At 32.8% G+C, this 18,330-nt stretch carries 16 protein-coding genes; 6 read left to right on the top strand and 10 right to left on the bottom strand.

Annotation, left to right across the window (positions count from 1 at the left end; all coding sequences use genetic code 11):
* Window positions 1-115: 115 nt before the first annotated feature.
* A complete protein-coding gene (locus tag P178_RS0112675) occupies window positions 116-1,330 on the top strand; it encodes a hypothetical protein (RefSeq protein WP_027066569.1) in 1,215 nt (404 codons plus the stop codon).
* 73 nt (window positions 1,331-1,403) lie between these two features.
* Here the strand turns inward: P178_RS0112675 and P178_RS0112670 are convergent, their stop codons facing one another.
* The 3 genes from P178_RS0112670 to P178_RS0112660 form a co-directional block, all read right to left on the bottom strand.
* Window positions 1,404-2,273 (bottom strand): RluA family pseudouridine synthase, encoded by an 870-nt coding sequence (locus P178_RS0112670; protein WP_027066568.1) that lies wholly within the window; start codon window positions 2,271-2,273, stop codon window positions 1,404-1,406.
* A gap of 133 nt (window positions 2,274-2,406) precedes the next feature.
* Entirely contained in the window at window positions 2,407-2,982 is a 576-nt protein-coding gene (locus P178_RS0112665; protein WP_027066567.1) for a DoxX family membrane protein, read from the bottom strand.
* Between the two features lie 112 nt (window positions 2,983-3,094).
* Window positions 3,095-3,319, bottom strand: coding sequence for a hypothetical protein (locus P178_RS0112660; protein WP_027066566.1), 225 nt, complete (start codon window positions 3,317-3,319; stop codon window positions 3,095-3,097).
* A gap of 229 nt (window positions 3,320-3,548) precedes the next feature.
* Here P178_RS0112660 and P178_RS0112655 point away from each other — a divergent pair, with 229 nt between their 5' ends.
* Complete coding sequence (locus tag P178_RS0112655; RefSeq protein WP_027066565.1) at window positions 3,549-4,586, top strand: AI-2E family transporter; 1,038 nt, start codon at window positions 3,549-3,551, stop codon at window positions 4,584-4,586.
* Here P178_RS0112655 and P178_RS0112650 read toward each other — a convergent pair whose 3' ends face one another.
* Genes P178_RS0112650 through P178_RS0112635 form a run of 4 tightly spaced genes read right to left on the bottom strand, consistent with a single transcriptional unit; the run spans window position 4,587 to window position 9,977 of the window.
* Complete coding sequence (locus P178_RS0112650; protein ID WP_027066564.1) at window positions 4,587-6,041, bottom strand: polysaccharide biosynthesis C-terminal domain-containing protein; 1,455 nt, start codon at window positions 6,039-6,041, stop codon at window positions 4,587-4,589.
* Window positions 6,041-7,312, bottom strand: coding sequence for a glycosyltransferase family 4 protein (locus P178_RS0112645; protein WP_027066563.1), 1,272 nt, complete (start codon window positions 7,310-7,312; stop codon window positions 6,041-6,043). Before P178_RS0112645 ends, P178_RS0112650 begins: the two co-directional genes overlap by 1 nt.
* Window positions 7,312-9,747, bottom strand: a complete 2,436-nt coding sequence (locus P178_RS0112640) for a YfhO family protein (RefSeq protein WP_027066562.1) — start codon at window positions 9,745-9,747, stop codon at window positions 7,312-7,314. The genes P178_RS0112645 and P178_RS0112640 overlap by 1 nt, the downstream gene beginning before the upstream one ends.
* A gap of 32 nt (window positions 9,748-9,779) precedes the next feature.
* Entirely contained in the window at window positions 9,780-9,977 is a 198-nt protein-coding gene (locus P178_RS0112635; RefSeq protein ID WP_316930013.1) for a DUF4834 domain-containing protein, read from the bottom strand.
* Window positions 9,978-10,120: 143 nt separating this feature from the next.
* Here P178_RS0112635 and P178_RS0112630 point away from each other — a divergent pair, with 143 nt between their 5' ends.
* Both P178_RS0112630 and P178_RS0112625 read left to right on the top strand, forming a co-directional pair.
* Window positions 10,121-11,206, top strand: a complete 1,086-nt coding sequence (locus P178_RS0112630; RefSeq protein WP_051638293.1) for a transporter — start codon at window positions 10,121-10,123, stop codon at window positions 11,204-11,206.
* Window positions 11,207-11,294: 88 nt separating this feature from the next.
* Window positions 11,295-12,413: a hypothetical protein gene (locus P178_RS0112625; RefSeq protein ID WP_027066559.1), complete on the top strand. Its 1,119-nt coding sequence runs from the start codon at window positions 11,295-11,297 to the stop codon at window positions 12,411-12,413.
* A 70-nt stretch (window positions 12,414-12,483) separates the two neighbouring features.
* On the opposite strand, the gene P178_RS0112620 is transcribed toward P178_RS0112625, so the two are convergent.
* From P178_RS0112620 to P178_RS0112610, 3 genes are all read right to left on the bottom strand, one after another.
* On the bottom strand, window positions 12,484-13,743 hold the full coding sequence (locus P178_RS0112620; protein ID WP_027066558.1) for an aminotransferase class I/II-fold pyridoxal phosphate-dependent enzyme: 1,260 nt from the start codon (window positions 13,741-13,743) through the stop codon (window positions 12,484-12,486).
* Window positions 13,744-13,861: 118 nt separating this feature from the next.
* Window positions 13,862-14,902: a PLP-dependent cysteine synthase family protein gene (locus P178_RS0112615; RefSeq protein ID WP_027066557.1), complete on the bottom strand. Its 1,041-nt coding sequence runs from the start codon at window positions 14,900-14,902 to the stop codon at window positions 13,862-13,864.
* A 78-nt stretch (window positions 14,903-14,980) separates the two neighbouring features.
* Window positions 14,981-17,038 carry a S9 family peptidase gene (locus tag P178_RS0112610; protein WP_036146777.1) on the bottom strand — a complete coding sequence of 686 codons (2,058 nt, stop codon included), beginning with the start codon at window positions 17,036-17,038 and terminating at the stop codon, window positions 14,981-14,983.
* 125 nt (window positions 17,039-17,163) lie between these two features.
* On the opposite strand from P178_RS0112610, the gene P178_RS0112605 reads away from it, so the two are divergent.
* Together P178_RS0112605 and P178_RS0112600 are read left to right on the top strand one after the other, a co-directional pair.
* Window positions 17,164-17,490: a YbaB/EbfC family nucleoid-associated protein gene (locus tag P178_RS0112605; protein WP_027066555.1), complete on the top strand. Its 327-nt coding sequence runs from the start codon at window positions 17,164-17,166 to the stop codon at window positions 17,488-17,490.
* Between the two features lie 41 nt (window positions 17,491-17,531).
* On the top strand, window positions 17,532-17,984 hold the full coding sequence (locus tag P178_RS0112600; RefSeq protein ID WP_027066554.1) for a thioredoxin family protein: 453 nt from the start codon (window positions 17,532-17,534) through the stop codon (window positions 17,982-17,984).
* Window positions 17,985-18,330 lie beyond the last annotated feature (346 nt).

Genomic DNA, 18,330 nt, shown 5'->3' with positions numbered 1-18,330 from the left:
ATTAATAATTTAATCAATGGGTATTTTTTTTGGCACGCTGTTTGTAATACACTAAGGGAATGTAAATATTTACATTTAGAACAACTGCTCAAGGGGCAGATTTAAACCTTATATTATGAAAAACTTAGTACTACTTTTTACAGCGATGATTTTAGGCACCACAGGTGTTTTCGCCTCAGGTATTAGCGAAGATAAGGTTGCAAATAGCAATACTTATAGATACGATAACTCTTTTATTTTTATAGAAAGCGGAATTACTTTTTCTGTTTATCCAGATGGTGAATTTGATTTCTATATCGAAAACCAAGTAACCGGTAGAAAAAATGGAGTAACATTTAATTCTGGTTATGATTATAGTCCATTTGCTCAATACGATGATTATGGAGCAGTAATTCAAGTAGAGAATGTGCCTATTTTTTATGACTATTATGGTCGTGTAAGCGAAATTGGTGATGTTGATATTAATTACTCAAATAATAGAGTACGTAGTGTAGGTAATATGCATGTATACTACAATAACAATGGCTTCTATGATTACCATACAGGATATATTAATGTATATAATAGAAATTATGTATACCGTCCTTTTCACAGATGGTTTGTTAGACCGGCAATAGGATTTAGTTTCGTATATAACAGTCCTTACAGAAGATATTATACACCTGTTAGATATTCTTATTACAGTCCTTATAGAAACAATTATAGAAAATCTTATGTATCAGTTGGCAAGCAACATAGATATAATAAAATTAGAAATAACAGATCTACCATTTACAGAAACGATAAACGTGTAGCCGTAAGAAACAATTCTTATAGAAGTAACAGAAGTGTAGCAAAAAGAAATAATGCTATAAAAAATAATAGAACAATTGCTTCTAATAATAAGACAAGAACTAATAGAAGTTCTACTGTCAACAGGTCTACAACAGTAAGACGTAGTAACGCCAATAGCGGTAGATCTACACAAAGCAGAACAGTAACTAGAAGTTCATCTAACAATGGCACGGTTAAACGTGGTAACAGCTCGGCAGTTCGTAGCACACCAAGTAGAACGGTTACTAAAAGAGAGGTAACAAAAACACCAAGAAGTACAACTGTAAAAAGAAGTACTACAACATATAAGAAACCAGTTAGCAGAAGTTCAAATACAAGAACTGCAACGAATACAAGAACGCAACGTAGTAGTACCGCTAGAACAGCGACTAAAAGTCCATCTAGAAGTACAAGTACGGTAAGTAGAAGTTCAAGTTCTAGAAAGGTTAGTAAAGCTCCATCTAGAAGCTCAAGCTCTAGAACAAGTACTGCTACTAGAAGTAGTAGAAGAAATTAAAAATAGTTTTTAGGTTGGTTAGTTGTTTAGCGCCGTAATGAATACGTTCATTACGGCGCTTTCTTTGCACTAATCATTTATCCTTTTTAGGGAATAGTTTTTTAAACTTTTTAGGAAGTTCTAAAACAACGTGCAAGTTTTCATTAGTTACAGGATGGTTAAACTCAATGGATTGTGCATGTAAATACAAGCCCTTTCCTTTTAATTGAAGACCTTCTAAAAAATAGGTAGCATCACCTAATATAGGGTTTCCTATACCCAACAAATGTTTTCTTAATTGATGACGTCTACCAGTTTGTGGGTTCAATCTAACTAAGTTGAGAAAAGTAAATCGTTCAGATTTTACCGTTTCAACAACTTCAAAAGTAGAAATTGCGGGTTTACCATCTATATCCAAATCTATTGTTCCGCTAGTATTCATAGCTCCTATAGTAATCGCATAATAGGTTTTACTAATATTCTTATGCTCAAATAGTCTATTTAAATCAGTAATTACACTACTCGTTTTTCCCACCAAAAGCAATCCAGTAGTGGCATAATCCAAACGATGTGCTGGTTGGGGATCTACAGCATCTTTAGCCAAGCTATACTTTAAATTTTGGGCTAAAGCATTTGCAACGGTTTTGAATCCATTTCCACTAACAAGTATACCTGCAGGCTTATTAATCACTGCCAAATAATCATCTTCGTATACTATTTCTAGCTTTAATAATAAACGCGTATTTCTTTCTTTTTCTAACGGATGGTGATACTCAATAACCTCACCTCCTGTAATTAATGTAGCCGTTGTAGCAATTGAACCATTTACAAAAAGCAAGTTTTTTTTTATCGCTTTTTTTAAAGCCGATTTAGTAGAAATCTGTTGAAATACCCCTACTCCATATTCTTGCAACCTTACAGGGCTTGTATTCTTCTTAGAAATATGGGTTTCTTTTAATTGCATAATAGTTATGTATAAGAATAGAAGGGTTGCGAACCATACGGATATAGATAAGCTATATTTCTAAATCTTACTACTTATTTTAATTTTGGAAGATTGTCAAATTTAAATATTTGATGATTTTATTACCAATAGTTTATTTCGCAATCCAGTTAAGGAATAATTTAATAGGCCTCGTAAGAATAGCAAAAATAATGTCCATTAGAAAACCAAAAATTGGCAAAATTATATATACCCACCATTTGAATTTAAACTTTGTGGCAATTCCGACATTTAAACTTTTCCATGCAATTATAATTTTGTCTTTATAATATAATAATATTATCAAATCAGATAAAATCATTCCGCAAATTCTTATTGGAAGCGCAAAGCCTAGTACACCAGTTGTAAAAGCAATATCTATAATTAAAATTTGAGTTAAAATTGATAAAACTAATAAAGCTCCAATTAATACAGTTCTATTAAAAATCAGCAACAATCCACCTATAATTTCTAAAACACCCGTTGAAATATTAAAAAATGTACTTCTTCCATAGAGATGCCACGCTACATAAAAACTATCAATATCTTTAATGGGTTGTTCTAATATTGATGCGTCGTAGACTCCAAACTGACTTAAAGTCAATTTACTCCAACCATAATTAATCATATAAAAAACCAAATACCAGCGTAAAGCTAATATTCCGAAATCAATAATTTCATCTTTTTTCAATATTGTAATATTTTTTTCAAATTAATCACATTGTGCCACGTAACAGTTGATCTATAGTGCATTGTCCATTTGCCTAAACCAATTTAAAAGTACAATTGTCAAATTTTTAGATTTAAGAATCTATCGAAGAATTTTCTTTAAAATTTTTCTTTTTCTTATCGTTTTCTTTTTTAAAAAATCCAACAATCCAGATTCCAATTCCAACTAAGCTTACCAGAGTAACATCAGATAATATTTCGTTGGTTTCGCCATATAAAAATTTACCAATAAGTCTTACTGACCATGAAACTATGATTATTACTATTCCTATTTTTTGAAGAAGGTTACTATTTTTCATAGAACAATATTTATAGACTTCCTATTAGTGTATATGAATAATAAATTGTTACAAGAAGCAGAAATTATTTTTCTAAAAAAAATAGCAACAATGGAATAAAGTTAATCAGTATTTAACAGAAATCTACAAGATATATTTTTGGACTACTAATATACCCAAGTGAGTTAATCCCCCTGGGTTTATAAACCTAATTTTCGTCCAATTCTTGAATTCTCTTCAAAATACATTTATGAAAAAAATAAATCATAAAATACTAAGGCAACTAATTATACTGACATTGATAATTTTTCTTGGAGGGCTAATTATTAAGTATATGCTTCCTTATATTTCTGGTGTTTTAGGAGCATTAACTTTATATGTAGTTCTTAGAAAGTGGATGCTAAAACTTATAAACAAAGGGGTTAAAAGAACATGGGCTTCAATGCTATTGATTTTTGCTTCCTTCGTTGGCATTTTTGTTCCAATAACAGGTGCCGCATTTATGCTAAGCTCACAACTAGATAATTTTACCGATAAATCTGAGCAAGTAACCAAAGCTTTTAAAGAACAATTATTTCAACTAGAAAAATATGTTCAATACGATATCTCATCTGCTATTGACCCAGAACAAGCTTCTGGTTGGTTAACAGATAACTTACAAGGTTTTGCAAGTGGTACTTTCAACATTTTAATCTCTTTAGGGATTTTATTATTTCTGCTTTATTACATGCTAAAAAGTCCAAAACAATTAAAAGAATCGCTTTTAGAATACATTCCATTAAGTAATAAAAATTTGGTTACATTAGGTAAAGAAATAGACAATGTTGTTCGTTCAAATGCCATTGCAATACCCTTAGTTGCTGTAGCTCAAGGTTTCATAGCTCTTATAGGATTTTATATTTTCGGAATTGAAAATCCGCTTTTTTGGTTTGTAATCGTAACCATAGGATCAATGATTCCATTCATTGGTACATTCATTGGCATATTTCCAGTATTTGTATTGAGCCTTGCAAGTGGCGAAGATTTTCAAGCATGGGGAATATTACTCTATGGCATCCTTGTAGTGGGCATGACCGATAATGTAATTCGTTTATTTGTACTAAAAAAACTAGATAGCACACATCCGCTAATTACATTAATTGGAGTATTAATTGGTATCCCTTTGTTTGGATTTGTTGGACTTATTTTTGGTCCGCTGATTATAAACCTATTTTTAATAATCGTTAAAATTTACAAGCAACAATACGGTCTTCAAAAAGCACCACAAAAAAGTGCGAATCAAATGTAATTAGCGATTTAGAAATTTATTCAAAACACCATACACGTCTTCTGATATTTTAAAACGATACAGAATACCTACGTACAAAACAATCATTAATATACTTTTTAGACCAATGTTTATAATGGGATGAAATGGGAATGAAACAAAAGAAAATATAGCACCAACTACTATAAGCAATGCCAGAACTTTAAATGTTTCATTGGTAAATGGAAGTATTTTAAACTTAAGTTTTACATACCCTAATTTTAGAGTATTGTAAATAAAGAAAGCGCTAAAACTAGCAATAGCCGCACCATTGATGCCATAATTAGGAATTAACCAAAGATTAAAAACAATTGCTAAAGCAGCCAATAATACGCCGAAAAAAAGGATAGAACGGTAATAATCAGAATTGAATAAAATAGAATTATTATTACCTAAAAGTGCATCATACACCTTAACCAACCCTACCCAAAATACAATCATAAATCCACCAGAATATTTTTGAGGAAGTAACTCATAAAGTTCATTTAGGTTCAATAAAATAAGTAGGAAAAGAATCCCCGAGACAATAAATAGTGTCAATGAACTTTTTTGATATAGCTCCTTAAGGGCAGACTTATTTTTCTCATTCAAGTATTTAGCTGTAAGTGGATAGGTAATTTGATGCATCGCTTTTGTTGGCACAGCTATAGTTGAAGCAATAAAACCGGCAACAGCATAAAATGCCACATTTTCCAGTTCTAAAAAATTATTCAACATTACCTTATCGACCTCCATTAAAACGATTGCTGTGGATCCACCAAGAATTATTAACCCACTGTATTTTACAATAGTTACCCAATTAGAAGGCAGTTTAAAATTTAGATGTGGTTTCCGTAAACTATAAGCATAGATTTTCATAATTATGGTACGTACTAAATAAAAGCCTACCAATGCATTTATAAAAAAATCAATATCGATTACCTTAACCCATAGAAGTATCAATAATATAGTTTGACCAACTCTACAAAAAATCTCTTTCATAAAATTACCAAACATCGATTTCATTCTAATTCTAGCCCAGGCATAAAACACTTCAAAATATGCCATAGCCATACCTACTAAAAAAATATGCCAAACATAATCACGGACAATAGCATTCTGCCTTGAAAGTAAGTTACCTATAGCATCATTTGCTATATAGCTTACAATTGCAATAGGTATAATAAGAATCAAAGGAAGTAAAACCATTAATATCAAAAATGAATCTTGACGCTCCTCGTTTTTAAAATTCGAATAAAATTTAACCAAGCTATTTGGAACACCAAAAGCCAAAATTGGTGTTAAAACTGCAGACACAGATAAGATAACCTGTATTAATCCATAATTATCTGGTTGCATAAAATTGGTGTATAAAAACAAGGTATTGGCAGCACCTATTGCAAAACCTATATAGGTTACAATAGTGTTGTTCAAAGACTGTTTTAGTACGATCCCCATTAAATATATTCAGCTAATTTTCGGGTGAGCTCCCTTCTACTATATTGCTCAATAGCATTTGAGTCTATTTGCAACTTACCCACTTGAAATTGTTCAAACCATTTTAAAAGTACGTTTTTCAAAGCAATATCATTAGAATGGTCAAATATGTGTCCAGTTTTAGTTTCTTCAACTATACTAGCCACTTCCCAGTTTTTAGGACCAATACCTAAAATTGGTCGTTTCGCTGCCATGTATTCAAATAACTTACCGGGAATTATACCAATGGTATCTTGCGAATCTATTTCAACTAATAATAATATTTGAGAAGTTTTTTGATAAGCTAATGCCTCTTGATGAGAAACATAGCCCTCAATTTCAATAAACTCATACAAACCCAAATCTTTCAAAGTAGCCAGTATTTCATTACTAACTACGCCAACAAACCGAATACAAAGCTTATTCTTAAAATCAGTATTACTTCTTACCAATTCAGATAAGACTTTCCATAGCTTAATAGGGTTTCTACCACTTAATAAGGAACCTATATGTGAAATAGTAAATTTGGAATCAAGCTTAAAATTGGTCTCTTCAACGTTGTCAAATCCATTAGTTATCACCTGTATTGGCTGACAAGTTATATTTTGAAATTCTTGTTTTGTAGTCTTACTAGTAACAATAATTTTATCCGCAGCATTTAAAACATTAGACTCTAATTTTTTATGTTTCTTTTCAGAAGATGTAGTCAGTTTAAGTTTTTTATGATAACCTATGGTTGTCCATGGATCTCTGAAATCGGCAATCCAGTTTAATGACCGAGCTTGTTTTAAATAATAACCAATTAGATGTACACTATGTGGCGGCCCTGTAGTGATAATGGTATCTATTTTTTCTTTATCTAAAACCTTCTTTAAAAAATTAACCGAAGGTTTCACCCAAAATTTCCGTGCATCGGGTATAAAAAGATTTCCACGTACCCACAATAAAAGCTTTTCAAGAAAAGACTGATTTTTACTCTGAATAATTCCTGAACTAATACGCTTTGTTTTCTTACTTGAAAACAAGGAAGCTATACGGTATGGCTCCGTTATTTTATGTCTATAAATAATTAAATCAGAAGGAATTTCTTGCAAAAAAGATTCATCCAATAAAGGATAATGTGGGTTATCAGGAATATAAAGAACAGGCTCAATACCGAAGTCTCTAAGGTATTTAACAAATTTGAGCCAACGTTGAACTCCCGGTCCGCCAGCAGGCGGCCAATAATAAGTAATGACCAGAACCTTTCTCATTATACTTCTTCTTCTTTTTTAGACCTCCAAAAAGAAAAACCTAATCCGCCGACTATAACAAGACCTAATAAAATAGTACTAGCTAAGGTAATTTTACTACCTACAACAACTACATTAGGTTCAAACTTAAACTCAATTTTATGCTCTCCAGAAGGAACATTAAGTGCTCTTAGTACATAATTGACTTTGAAATAATCACTTTGTTTTCCATCTATATAAGCGTTCCATCCATTTTTATAATACATTTCAGAAAAAACTGCCACGCCTTCGTTGCTATTTTTAGATGAATATGTCAAGTGATTTGGTTCATAGTCTACCAAAGAAATAGACGCCGTTGAATCTACCTGATATTCGAACGGTGAAATATCTTTAAAGTTAGAAGAATTAATAACCGCAACATTTTTGGTATCCAAACTGTCTAAAGCCATAATTTCCGCATCCGCATTGACCACCGGTTTCAATTGTGAAATAAACCAAGCGTTTCCATTAGCATTAGGATTTTCAATCGGAAAAGAATTCCCCTCCTGATCTTTTCTGATGACATATTTAATATTCATCATATTTAGAATAGACATGTTACCATTATATACATGAAAATCGAAAAGGTCTTGCATACCCGCTGGCTTAGCCGCATGGTAGCCTGTTATACTTTGATGAAAATAAGCTGTTTTTGCAGAATCAAAACCATCTGTCTGATCAAAGACACGAAACACACCATTATCTTTAGCTATTATTTTATCTGCTGCAGATTCTTGAAAAGGCTCTAACATTTTACGTTTAGACACAAAATTGTCATTATTAACGTATCGTAAATCTACCCCAACTAAATCCACCACCACTAAAACCCCGATGGCAATAATCAAGAAATTCATTTTCAATTTCTCTTTCAGATACAACCAAATCAACAATGCAGTACCTAGCGCAAAAGCTAACGAACGTAATAAATCGCTAGTATAAACACTCTTACGATCCAAGCGAAGCATTTCTGGCAACTGCTCCAGACCGGTCATTCGCAAATTATCATCAGCAGCGCCTACAAAATGAAAAGCACCTTTAAAAATGAACAACACAACACCTAGACCTAAAATTATTGCGGCAGACAAAGTCAAAGACCTCATTTTATCAGCTTGTGGCACTTTATCTTTAAACAACTTTTTCAAGGCAAGAATAGCCAAAATTGGCACACATAGTTCTAAGACAATCTGTATAGAAGATACTGCCCTAAACTTATCGTACAAAGGAAAATAGTCGATCATAAAATCAGTAAGAATACTAAAATTTTTACCCCACGATAATACCAATGAAAGTAGAGACCCAAATAACAACCACCATTTATGTTTTCCCTTCACCAAGAATAAACCTAAAATAAACAGGAAGAATATTACGGCTCCTAAATATGCAGGTCCAGAGGTACCTGGTTGTTCACCCCAGTATAAAGGTAGCCCGCTTACAAAATCTAAAGCACTAGATCTTGGCAAACCTTTATCAATTAAATAATTAAAAGACTTAGAATTCTCGCCTAAATTTTCTTGGCTTCCTCCACCAAACAAACGAGGAACAAATAAATTCAATGATTCTGTAATACCATAACTCCAATTGGTAATGTACCCTTTACTTAAACCACCGGTATCTTCCTTTGGTGAACCATCTGGATTAATTGTTAATTCACTTTTACCACGTGTACTCCAATCGGCATATTCCTTAGTAGCCATTAACCCTGTAGCATTGGCTGCAATACCTAAAGTTACTGCTAACAATAAAATACCAACTGAGATAAAAAAATGTTTTAGCTGTTTCTCCTTTATAGCATAAATTAGATAAACTACACCTAACACTAATACTAAAAGCATGAAATAATATGTCATCTGATAATGGTTGGCCGTAATTTCTAAAGCCATGGCCAATGCAGTCAACACAAACCCCCAGAGATATTTTTTCCTAAAAACTAACACAATACCCGCTAACAGAACAGGTAAATATGCCAGAGCATGTGCCTTGGCATTATGCCCAGCACCTAAAATTATAATAAGATAGGTAGAAAACCCAAAAGCTAAAGCTCCTACTATTGCTAGTTTATAATCAACTTTTAAGCAACAGAGTAAAATATAAAAACCTATGAAGTACAGAAATAGGTAATCTGCCGGTCTTGGTAAAAAACGAATGACACGGTCTAATTTTTTAATATAGTTATGTGGATAATTTGCCCCTAATTGATAAGTTGGCATACCGCCAAAGGCACTATTTGTCCAGTATGGTTCTTGGTCTTTAGATTTTCTAAAATCATTTTGTTCTTTCGCCATTCCCGTATACTGGGCAATGTCATGCTGATACATCACTTTCCCTTGAAGAACAGGACTAAAGTATGCCAATGCAGCAATGATAAAAAATACGACAACAAAAAAATGGATGAAAAAGAATTTTAAGCCTTGCTTCATTTGCTAAATAAGTAGTGTTTTTACAAAGATAACTAGTCTAGCTCTTCAAAATCAATGTATTCACCTACTTTTTCAGAATCTGCCTTTTTTCTTGATGGTTTTTTATTGATAATAACACTCTCTTCTTCTTGTTCTTCAAAAGGGCGTTGATTATCAAACGCTTGCCTAAAATGCGATTCGGTTTTCTTTGCTGCGTAATTCAATATTTTCGGCGCAAATAACTTTGCCAAAAATTTTAGCAAGTAATACACCAAAAGAATAATTAATATAGTTTTTAAAAAAGCCATTTATTACAACTTATATATATCAAAAATACAATTATCACGTTGTATATAAAGAATCATACTATTAAAATAAATATAAAATCGTGTTCATGAATAGTCTTTTTGCCTACACTAAATCATATCAATACGTATTAAGCTTCATCTTTCTTCTACCTCTGGTAGGTATTTCTCAATATACTGATGTTATAAATTCTAATAGACCAGGAATTTCTGTTAGTGCTTATGCCGTTGGAAAAAATGTAGTACAGGCAGAAATGGGCTTATTTTACGAACAACAAGATCATAGTCTATTAAACACCCAATCTGATATTTGGGGCACCGATATTTCGTTACGCTACGGACTTTTGTTTGAAAAATTAGAATTGAATTATGAAGGCACATTCCAAGACCAAAACATCACCTATTCCAATTTTGATTTACTAGCCAAAAGAAGAGATTTCTCAAGAAATCGATTAGGACTAAAGTTTCTTGTTTATGACCCTTTCAAAAACCCTGAAGCCAACAAACCAAATCTTTATAGCTGGAGAGCTAATAATAAATTCCAGTTTAAAAATCTTTTACCAGCCGTTTCTCTTTACGGAGGTGTAAATTTTGTGCTAGGAGACAATCCTTTCTTTATTGGAGAACCAACACTGTCTTACCGAGGTATGATCGCTACCCAAAGTCGTTTAACTCCAAGATTTGTTTTAATTACAAACACTGCTTATGATAGAATAAGTACCGATGATCCAGAATTGAGTTACACCATTTCATTATCACATGCATTTAGAAATCCAAAATGGAGTGTTTTTGTTGAGCACCAAGGCATTCAAAGCGATCGTTATGCAGATTTATTAATACGTGGTGGTATAGCGCATTTACTTAAAGAAAATTTGCAGTTAGATTTTAATATGGGTGCCAGTTTAAAAAACACACCTTCTCGTATATTCTTTGGATTAGGTGGATCTTACCGTATGGATTTCCACAAGGATAGTCTTAAACCAATTGAAGACCAGGAAGCTGATCAAAATGGCGGAGCTATAGATAAGAAGGCCATGAAAAAGAAAAAGAAGGCTGACAAAGAAAAAGGTAACGGAGCTGAAGATATTGACTTAGGTCCTTCAAAAAAACAACTTAAGAAATTAAAAAAAGCAGAAAAGAAGAAAAAGAAAGATAGTAGCGAGATAGACTTTTAACTCAAAGCTTTCACATTCTATTTTTCACATTCAACTACTTTACTTTGTTGATTAATATTACTAATATTGGCACTTCTAAAGAAGTTCAATGATCACACTACATGAAGCCAAAACAAAGCAAGATTTAAAACGCTTTGTAACCTTTCCTTTCTCCCTATACAAAAATAACAAGTATTGGGTACCTCCTATCATCAATGATGAATTAGAGAGCTTTGACAGGGATAAAAACCCAGTATTTAAAGATGCTGAAGCATGGTTTTTTCTTGCCATGGATGAGGGCAAAATAGTTGGTCGTGTAGCTGCGGTAATTAACCACCTAGAAATAAATCAGCAAAATGTAAAAAAAATGCGTTTTGGTTGGTTCGATTTTATTGATAATCCAGAAGTTTCAAAAACTTTATTGGACAAAGTTGCTGAAATAGGCAAAAAACACAACCTAGAATATATGGAAGGGCCCGTAGGCTTTTCTAACCTGGACAAAGTAGGTGTTCTCGTGGAAGGTTTTGACCATATTGGTACTATGATTACATGGTACAACCACGCTTACTATAAAGATCATTATGAAAATTTAGGCTTTGTAAAGGAAAAGGAATACATGGAAAATAAGTTTCCGGCTAAAAATGCAGACCCTAAACTTTTTACAAAATTGAATGATTTGGTAAAAAGACGTTACGGACTCAAAGAAGTAAACTTTACCAAAACAAAAGAGGTGATGCCTATGGCAGACGAGATGTTCGATCTTTTTAATGCAACATACGCAAACCTTTCTTCATTCGTACCTATTACAGAAATACAAAAAGCTTATTTTAAGAAGAAATACATAAGCTTTATAAATCCTGAGTATATAAAGTTTGTAAAGGATAAAGAAGATAAATTAATTGCATTTGCCATTGTTATGCCTGCATTTTCTGAAGCATTACAGAAAGCTAAAGGTAAATTATTTCCGTTCGGGTTATTCCATTTACTACAAGCCAAGAAAAATAGCAAAGATGTTATTTTCTACCTTATCGGCATAGACCCAGAATACCAAAACAAAGGAGTAACAGCTGTTATTTTCAATGAGTACCACAAAACCTTTACGGATAAAGGAATTGATATGTGCTACAGAACACCAGAGCTAGAAGAAAATATTGCTATAAAACAAATGTGGAAGCACTTTGACCCTGTGGTTTACAAACGAAGAAGAACCTATAGAAAATCACTTTAATAAAGCATAAATAAAAAGCCCGGAATCTAAAATTTGATTCCGGGCTTTTTATTATAATATCATGGAGCTTTTATTCTCCCATTGCAGCAGCTACAGCCGCAGACAATCTTTTGTATGTACCGTTTTGTAAACGCTCACGAATAGAAGAGAATGCTGTTAACGTTTCTTCCACATCTTGCAAAGTATGTGTTGCCGTTGGTATTAAACGTAAAAGAATTAATCCTTTAGGTATAACTGGGTAAACTACGATAGAACAGAAAATACCATGATTTTCACGTAAATCTTTTACCAAAGCCATAGCTTCTGGAATACTACCATTTAAATAAACTGGTGTAACACAGCTTGTAGTAGTACCAATATCAAAACCTTTTTCTTTTAATCCGTTTTGCAACGCATTTACGTTTTCCCAAAGTTTAGCTTTAAGCTCTGGTTGGGTACGTAACATATCAAGACGCTTCAATGCTCCCTTCACATAAACCATTGGTAAAGACTTAGCGAACATTTGCGAACGTAAATTATATTTTAAGTAATCTATGATTTCTTGATCAGCAGCAACAAATGCACCAATACTTGCCATAGACTTAGCAAACGTAGCTAAGTAAACGTCAATACCATCTTGTACACCTTGTTCTTGACCTGCTCCTGCACCCGTTGCACCTAAAGTACCAAAACCGTGGGCATCATCAACTAACAATCTAAAAGTAAACTTATCTTTTAAAGCTACAATCTCTTTTAATATGCCTTGTTCGCCACGCATACCAAAAACACCTTCAGAGATAACTAATATACCCCCACCAGTTTGTTCTGCCATTTTGGTAGCACGCTCAAGGTTTTTTTCTAGACTTTCAACATTATTATGAACAAAGGTAAAACGCTTACCCATATGCAAACGCACACCATCAATAATACAAGCATGACAATCTACATCGTAAACTATAATATCATCTTTAGTAACAAGGGCGTCAATAACAGACATAAAACCTTGGTACCCGAAATTCAGTAAATAAGAAGCTTCTTTATCAACAAAAGCGGCACACTCTTGCTCTAATTGCTCATGAAACTCCGTATGACCACTCATCATTCTTGCACCCATTGGGTATGCAGAACCATATTCAGCAGCCGCCTCTCCATCAACCTTCTTAATTTCAGGAAGATTCGCCAAGCCTAAATAATCGTTGATACTCCAGGTGATAACATCTTTTCCCTGAAATTTCATTCTATTAGAAATAGGACCTTCCAATTTAGGGAAAACAAAATATCCCTCTGCTTGTGAAGCCCATTTACCTAAAGGGCCTTTATTCGCTAAAATTCTATCAAATAAGTCTTTCATTGTTTAATTTGGATCTGTCTGCAAAAGTAAATAAATTTGATAAAAATTCATAAATTATTTACAATGCAAAAAAGTGGGCTATAAACCCACTTTTTTTATATAATATTTTGAATACTAATTATTTTATGTATTGAATTTCCTGCGTCTCCTCAACTGTATTATTATTCAAGAAACCTTGATCTTCCATCCATTGATCACTGTAAATTTTACTCATATAACGTGAGCCATGATCTGGAAAAATACACACAACATTACTATCCTTGTTAAATGTATTTAATTCATCTAATTGTTTAATAGCTTGCATTACCGCACCACTTGTATAACCAACAAAAATACCTTCTGTTTTAGAAATTTCTCTTGCGGTATGTGCACTTTCAGCATCGGTGACTTTGATAAACTCATCTATAGCACTGAAATCTGTAGCACCAGGAATCAAGTTTTTACCTAACCCTTCTATTCTATAAGGATAAATTTCATTGGTATCCAACTTTCCTGTTTCATGATATTTTTTCAATACAGAACCAAAAGCATCAACACCAATAACTTTAATATTAGGGTTTTGTTCTTTTAGAAAACGAGCAGTACCTGAAATTGTACCACCTGTACCACTACAAGCAATTAAATGTGTTATTTGCCCACCTGTTTGTTCCCAAATTTCAGGACCTGTAGATTTATAGTGTGCCTCCATATTCAGTTTATTAAAATACTGATTTATGTAAATGGAGCCTTTTGTTTCTTTATGTAATCTCTTAGCCACCTCATAATAAGATCTTGGATCATCTGCACTTACATGCGCTGGGCAAACATATACTTTAGCGCCCATAGAGCGGAGCATATCTATTTTGTCTGGTGATGATTTAGAGCTAACCGCCAAAATGCAATCGTACCCTTTTATGATACTAGCCATTGCAATACTAAAACCGGTATTACCTGAAGTTGTTTCTATTACCGTACTGCCTTCGGACAGTAAACCCGCCCTCTCTGCCTGCTCAATAATATGAATCGCAATTCTATCTTTAGAAGAGTGACCTGGATTGAATGCTTCTACCTTGGCGTAAAAATTACCTGTAAGGTTTTCTGCTATTCTATTTAATTTAACTAATGGAGTATTACCAACTAGTTCTAAAATATTGTTGTAAGCCCTGATCTCATTTTTCATAAGGGGGATCAATGTTTAGTTATTTTTAAAATCGAAATTTGTTAAAATTTCCGAGGCAAAGTTACCATTTTTTTTCCACTATGCGATTTTTCCTTCCAAATCTAAAAGAAAGGCATATTCCTTTGCTACCTCTCGCAAAGATTCAAATCTACCCGAAGCACCGCCATGACCTGCTTCCATATTGGTATTTAATAACAATAGATGGTTATCCGTTTTTAACTCCCTTAATTTAGCTACCCACTTTGCAGGCTCAAAATATTGCACTTGAGAATCATGCAAACCTGTTGTAACTAACATGTTAGGGTATTCTTGAGCAATAACATTGTCATAGGGAGAATAGGACTTCATATAATCGTAATATTCTTTCTCGTTTGGGTTGCCCCACTCATCATACTCGCCAGTAGTAAGCGGAATAGAATCATCTAACATCGTAGTTACAACATCCACAAACGGCACTGCAGCAATTATTCCATTATAAATATCTGGCTGCATATTTATAATTGCGCCCATTAATAAACCACCGGCAGAACCACCCATAGCGTATAAATGATTTGCACTCGTCATATTTTGTTCTATCAAATATTTAGAACAATCTATAAAGTCTGTAAATGTATTTTTCTTTTTAAGTAATTTACCAGTCTCGTACCATCTACGACCTAAATATTCGCCTCCTCTAATATGTGCAATAGCAAATACAAAACCTCTATCTAACAAGCTTAATCTAACAGTAGAGAAATAAGGGTCTATAGTAGAACCGTATGATCCGTAGGCATATTGCAAAATAGGAGTATCCTTATTTAATATCGTATCTTTTCTATAAACGACCGACATTGGTATTTTTTCTCCATCTCTAGCAGTTGCCCATAAACGAAGTTCTTTATAATTTTCTTTATCAAATTTACCACCAAGAACTTCTTGCTCCTTTTTAACTTCCTTCGCTTTAGTTCTCATGTTAAAATCAATAACAGAACTTGGCGTTGTCATCGAGTTGTAAGAATACCTTAAAATCTCTGTATCAAAATCAGGATTACTACCAACATAAGCAGTATAAGTTTCACTTTTAAATGGTAAAAAATATTCTTCAGCACCATCCCACCTAACAATTCTAATTTTATTGAGTCCGTTTTCACGTTCAGATAATACGTAGTACTCTTTAAAAATATCGATATCTTCTAGAAGCACTTCTTGACGATGGGGAATAAACTCTATCCAATGTTCAGAATATGTTTTCTCTTCTGATGTGCGCATCAACTTAAAATTCTCTGCTTTATCCTTATTCGTTAAGATGTAAAAACTATCCTCATAATGAAAAATAGTATACTCTAAACCTCTTACCCTGGAAGAGAAAACCTCAAACTTACCATCAGGATTATCAGTAGATAGTATCTGAAATTCAGAAGTTAATGTACTAAAAGAACCAATTACCAAATATTTTTTAGATTTAGTACGGTAAATAAATGTACTAAACGTATCATCCTTTTCATGAAAAATCAACACATCATCAGAGGTTGGTGTTCCTAATTTATGTTTATAAATTTTATCTGAACGTAGCGTTACTGGATCTTTTCTGGTATAAAATAAAGTTTCATTATCATTCGCCCAAACGCCACCACCAGTTGTATTCTCAATTTTATCTTCTAAAATTGCACCTGTTTCAAGATTCTTGATTTGTAAGGTGTATTGTCTTCTAGAAACAGTGTCTACACCAAAAGCCGCAAGTTTGTTATCTGGGCTTATTGCGATACCACCAAGACTAAAATAATCATGCCCTTTTGCCATATCATTGCAATTAAACATAATTTCCTCAGTAGCTTCTAAACTATGCTTAAATCTAGAATAAAGAGGATACTCCCCTCCTATTACATAACGAGTACTGTACCAATAATCATTCAATTTATAAGGAACAGAAGAATCATCCTCTTTAATTCTCCCTTTCATTTCTTGAAAAAGAGATTCTTGAAAATCTTTAGTATGTCCTGTTAAAGCATCATAGTAATCGTTCTCTGCCTCTAAATATGAGATAACATCTTTGTTTTCCTTTTCATTTAGCCAATAATAATCATCTACCCGAACATCATTATGAATAACTAATTCTTTCGGGATTTTTTTCGCCTTTGGCGGATGTTTAATACTCATACAAACTTCATTATAAAATAAGAAAGCAAAAATAAGCTTAATTCATAGACCCCCATTTTATTGGAAGCAAAAACTGAAATACTCGTATTTTTAGTATTTTTACATCCTAAATTTAAAATGAAATTATGTTTGGAGATATGATGGGCATGATGGGAAAACTCAAAGAGACCCAACAAAAAGTTGAAGCAACAAAAAAAAGATTAGATACGGTAACACTAGAAGAAAAATCTAATGATGGTTTAGTTGCTGTGACTATTACTGCCAACAGAGAAATAAAGAAAATAGCAATAGATGACAGTCTTTTACAAGATAAAGAGCAATTAGAAGACTACTTAATCTTAACTTTAAACAAAGCCATACAAAACGCAACTAGAGTTAATGAAACTGAACTTGGAGCCGTTGCAAATGAAGGCATGCCCAATATTCCAGGAATGGACTCGTTATTTAAGTAAGATTGGCAGGTTATTTGCAATTAACCTTTAAAATAATGATTATGAAGTACTTTGTTTTTTTTCTGATGATCCCGTTATTAGCTTCTGCACAAGCAGATTCTAATACCGTAGATGATTCTAAATGGCTTACTAATTATGATACTGCTATTTCAAAAGCAAAAAAACAGCATAAAAATGTACTCGTTTATTTTACAGGGAGCGATTGGTGCCCACCTTGTAAAATGCTTAAAACTGATTTGTTTGACACAAGTGAGTTTCAAGAATTATCAAGCAATTACATTCTTCTTTATATTGATGTTCCAAGAAACAGAGACTTGTTGACTGAAAAGCAAATGACCCATAACAAGGAATTGCTTAACAAATTAAATAAGAAAAAAGTTTTTCCTTTGCTAAAGGTTATTGATGATAAAGGAAAAGAGTTAGATCAACTATCGGGCTATAGTATGAACGGTGTTATTGATTCACATATTAAACTACTAGAAAAGAATAAATAGACTAGTTTAGTTTAACGAATAAAAAGAGGGCTTACAATAGGTAAGCCCTCTTTTTGATTTAGAGTTTTATTTCTAAAAATTTAACTGATTATAATTCATTCAAACTGTAATTAAAACCATGTACCAATGCATAATTCATAATATGCCTAAACTACGTTTAATACTACTATTTGTTCCATATAAACAGTAACCAGCTAATAACAACATCACTTTTGTAAAAGATGTGCTTTATAAGCCATGACATTTCCCCGCTAGAATAGCTATCATTACATTATTATTAATCAATAGGATCAAGTATATAGAACAAGAAGACTAATGTCTTAATCTTACACAATAATTGATTACC

It is taken from the genome of Maribacter sp. Hel_I_7, assembly GCF_000688315.1.
Taxonomy (GTDB): domain Bacteria; phylum Bacteroidota; class Bacteroidia; order Flavobacteriales; family Flavobacteriaceae; genus Maribacter; species Maribacter stanieri.
The sequence above is the reverse complement of the archived record's forward strand: the minus strand, read 5'-3'. Positions and strand labels throughout refer to the sequence as shown.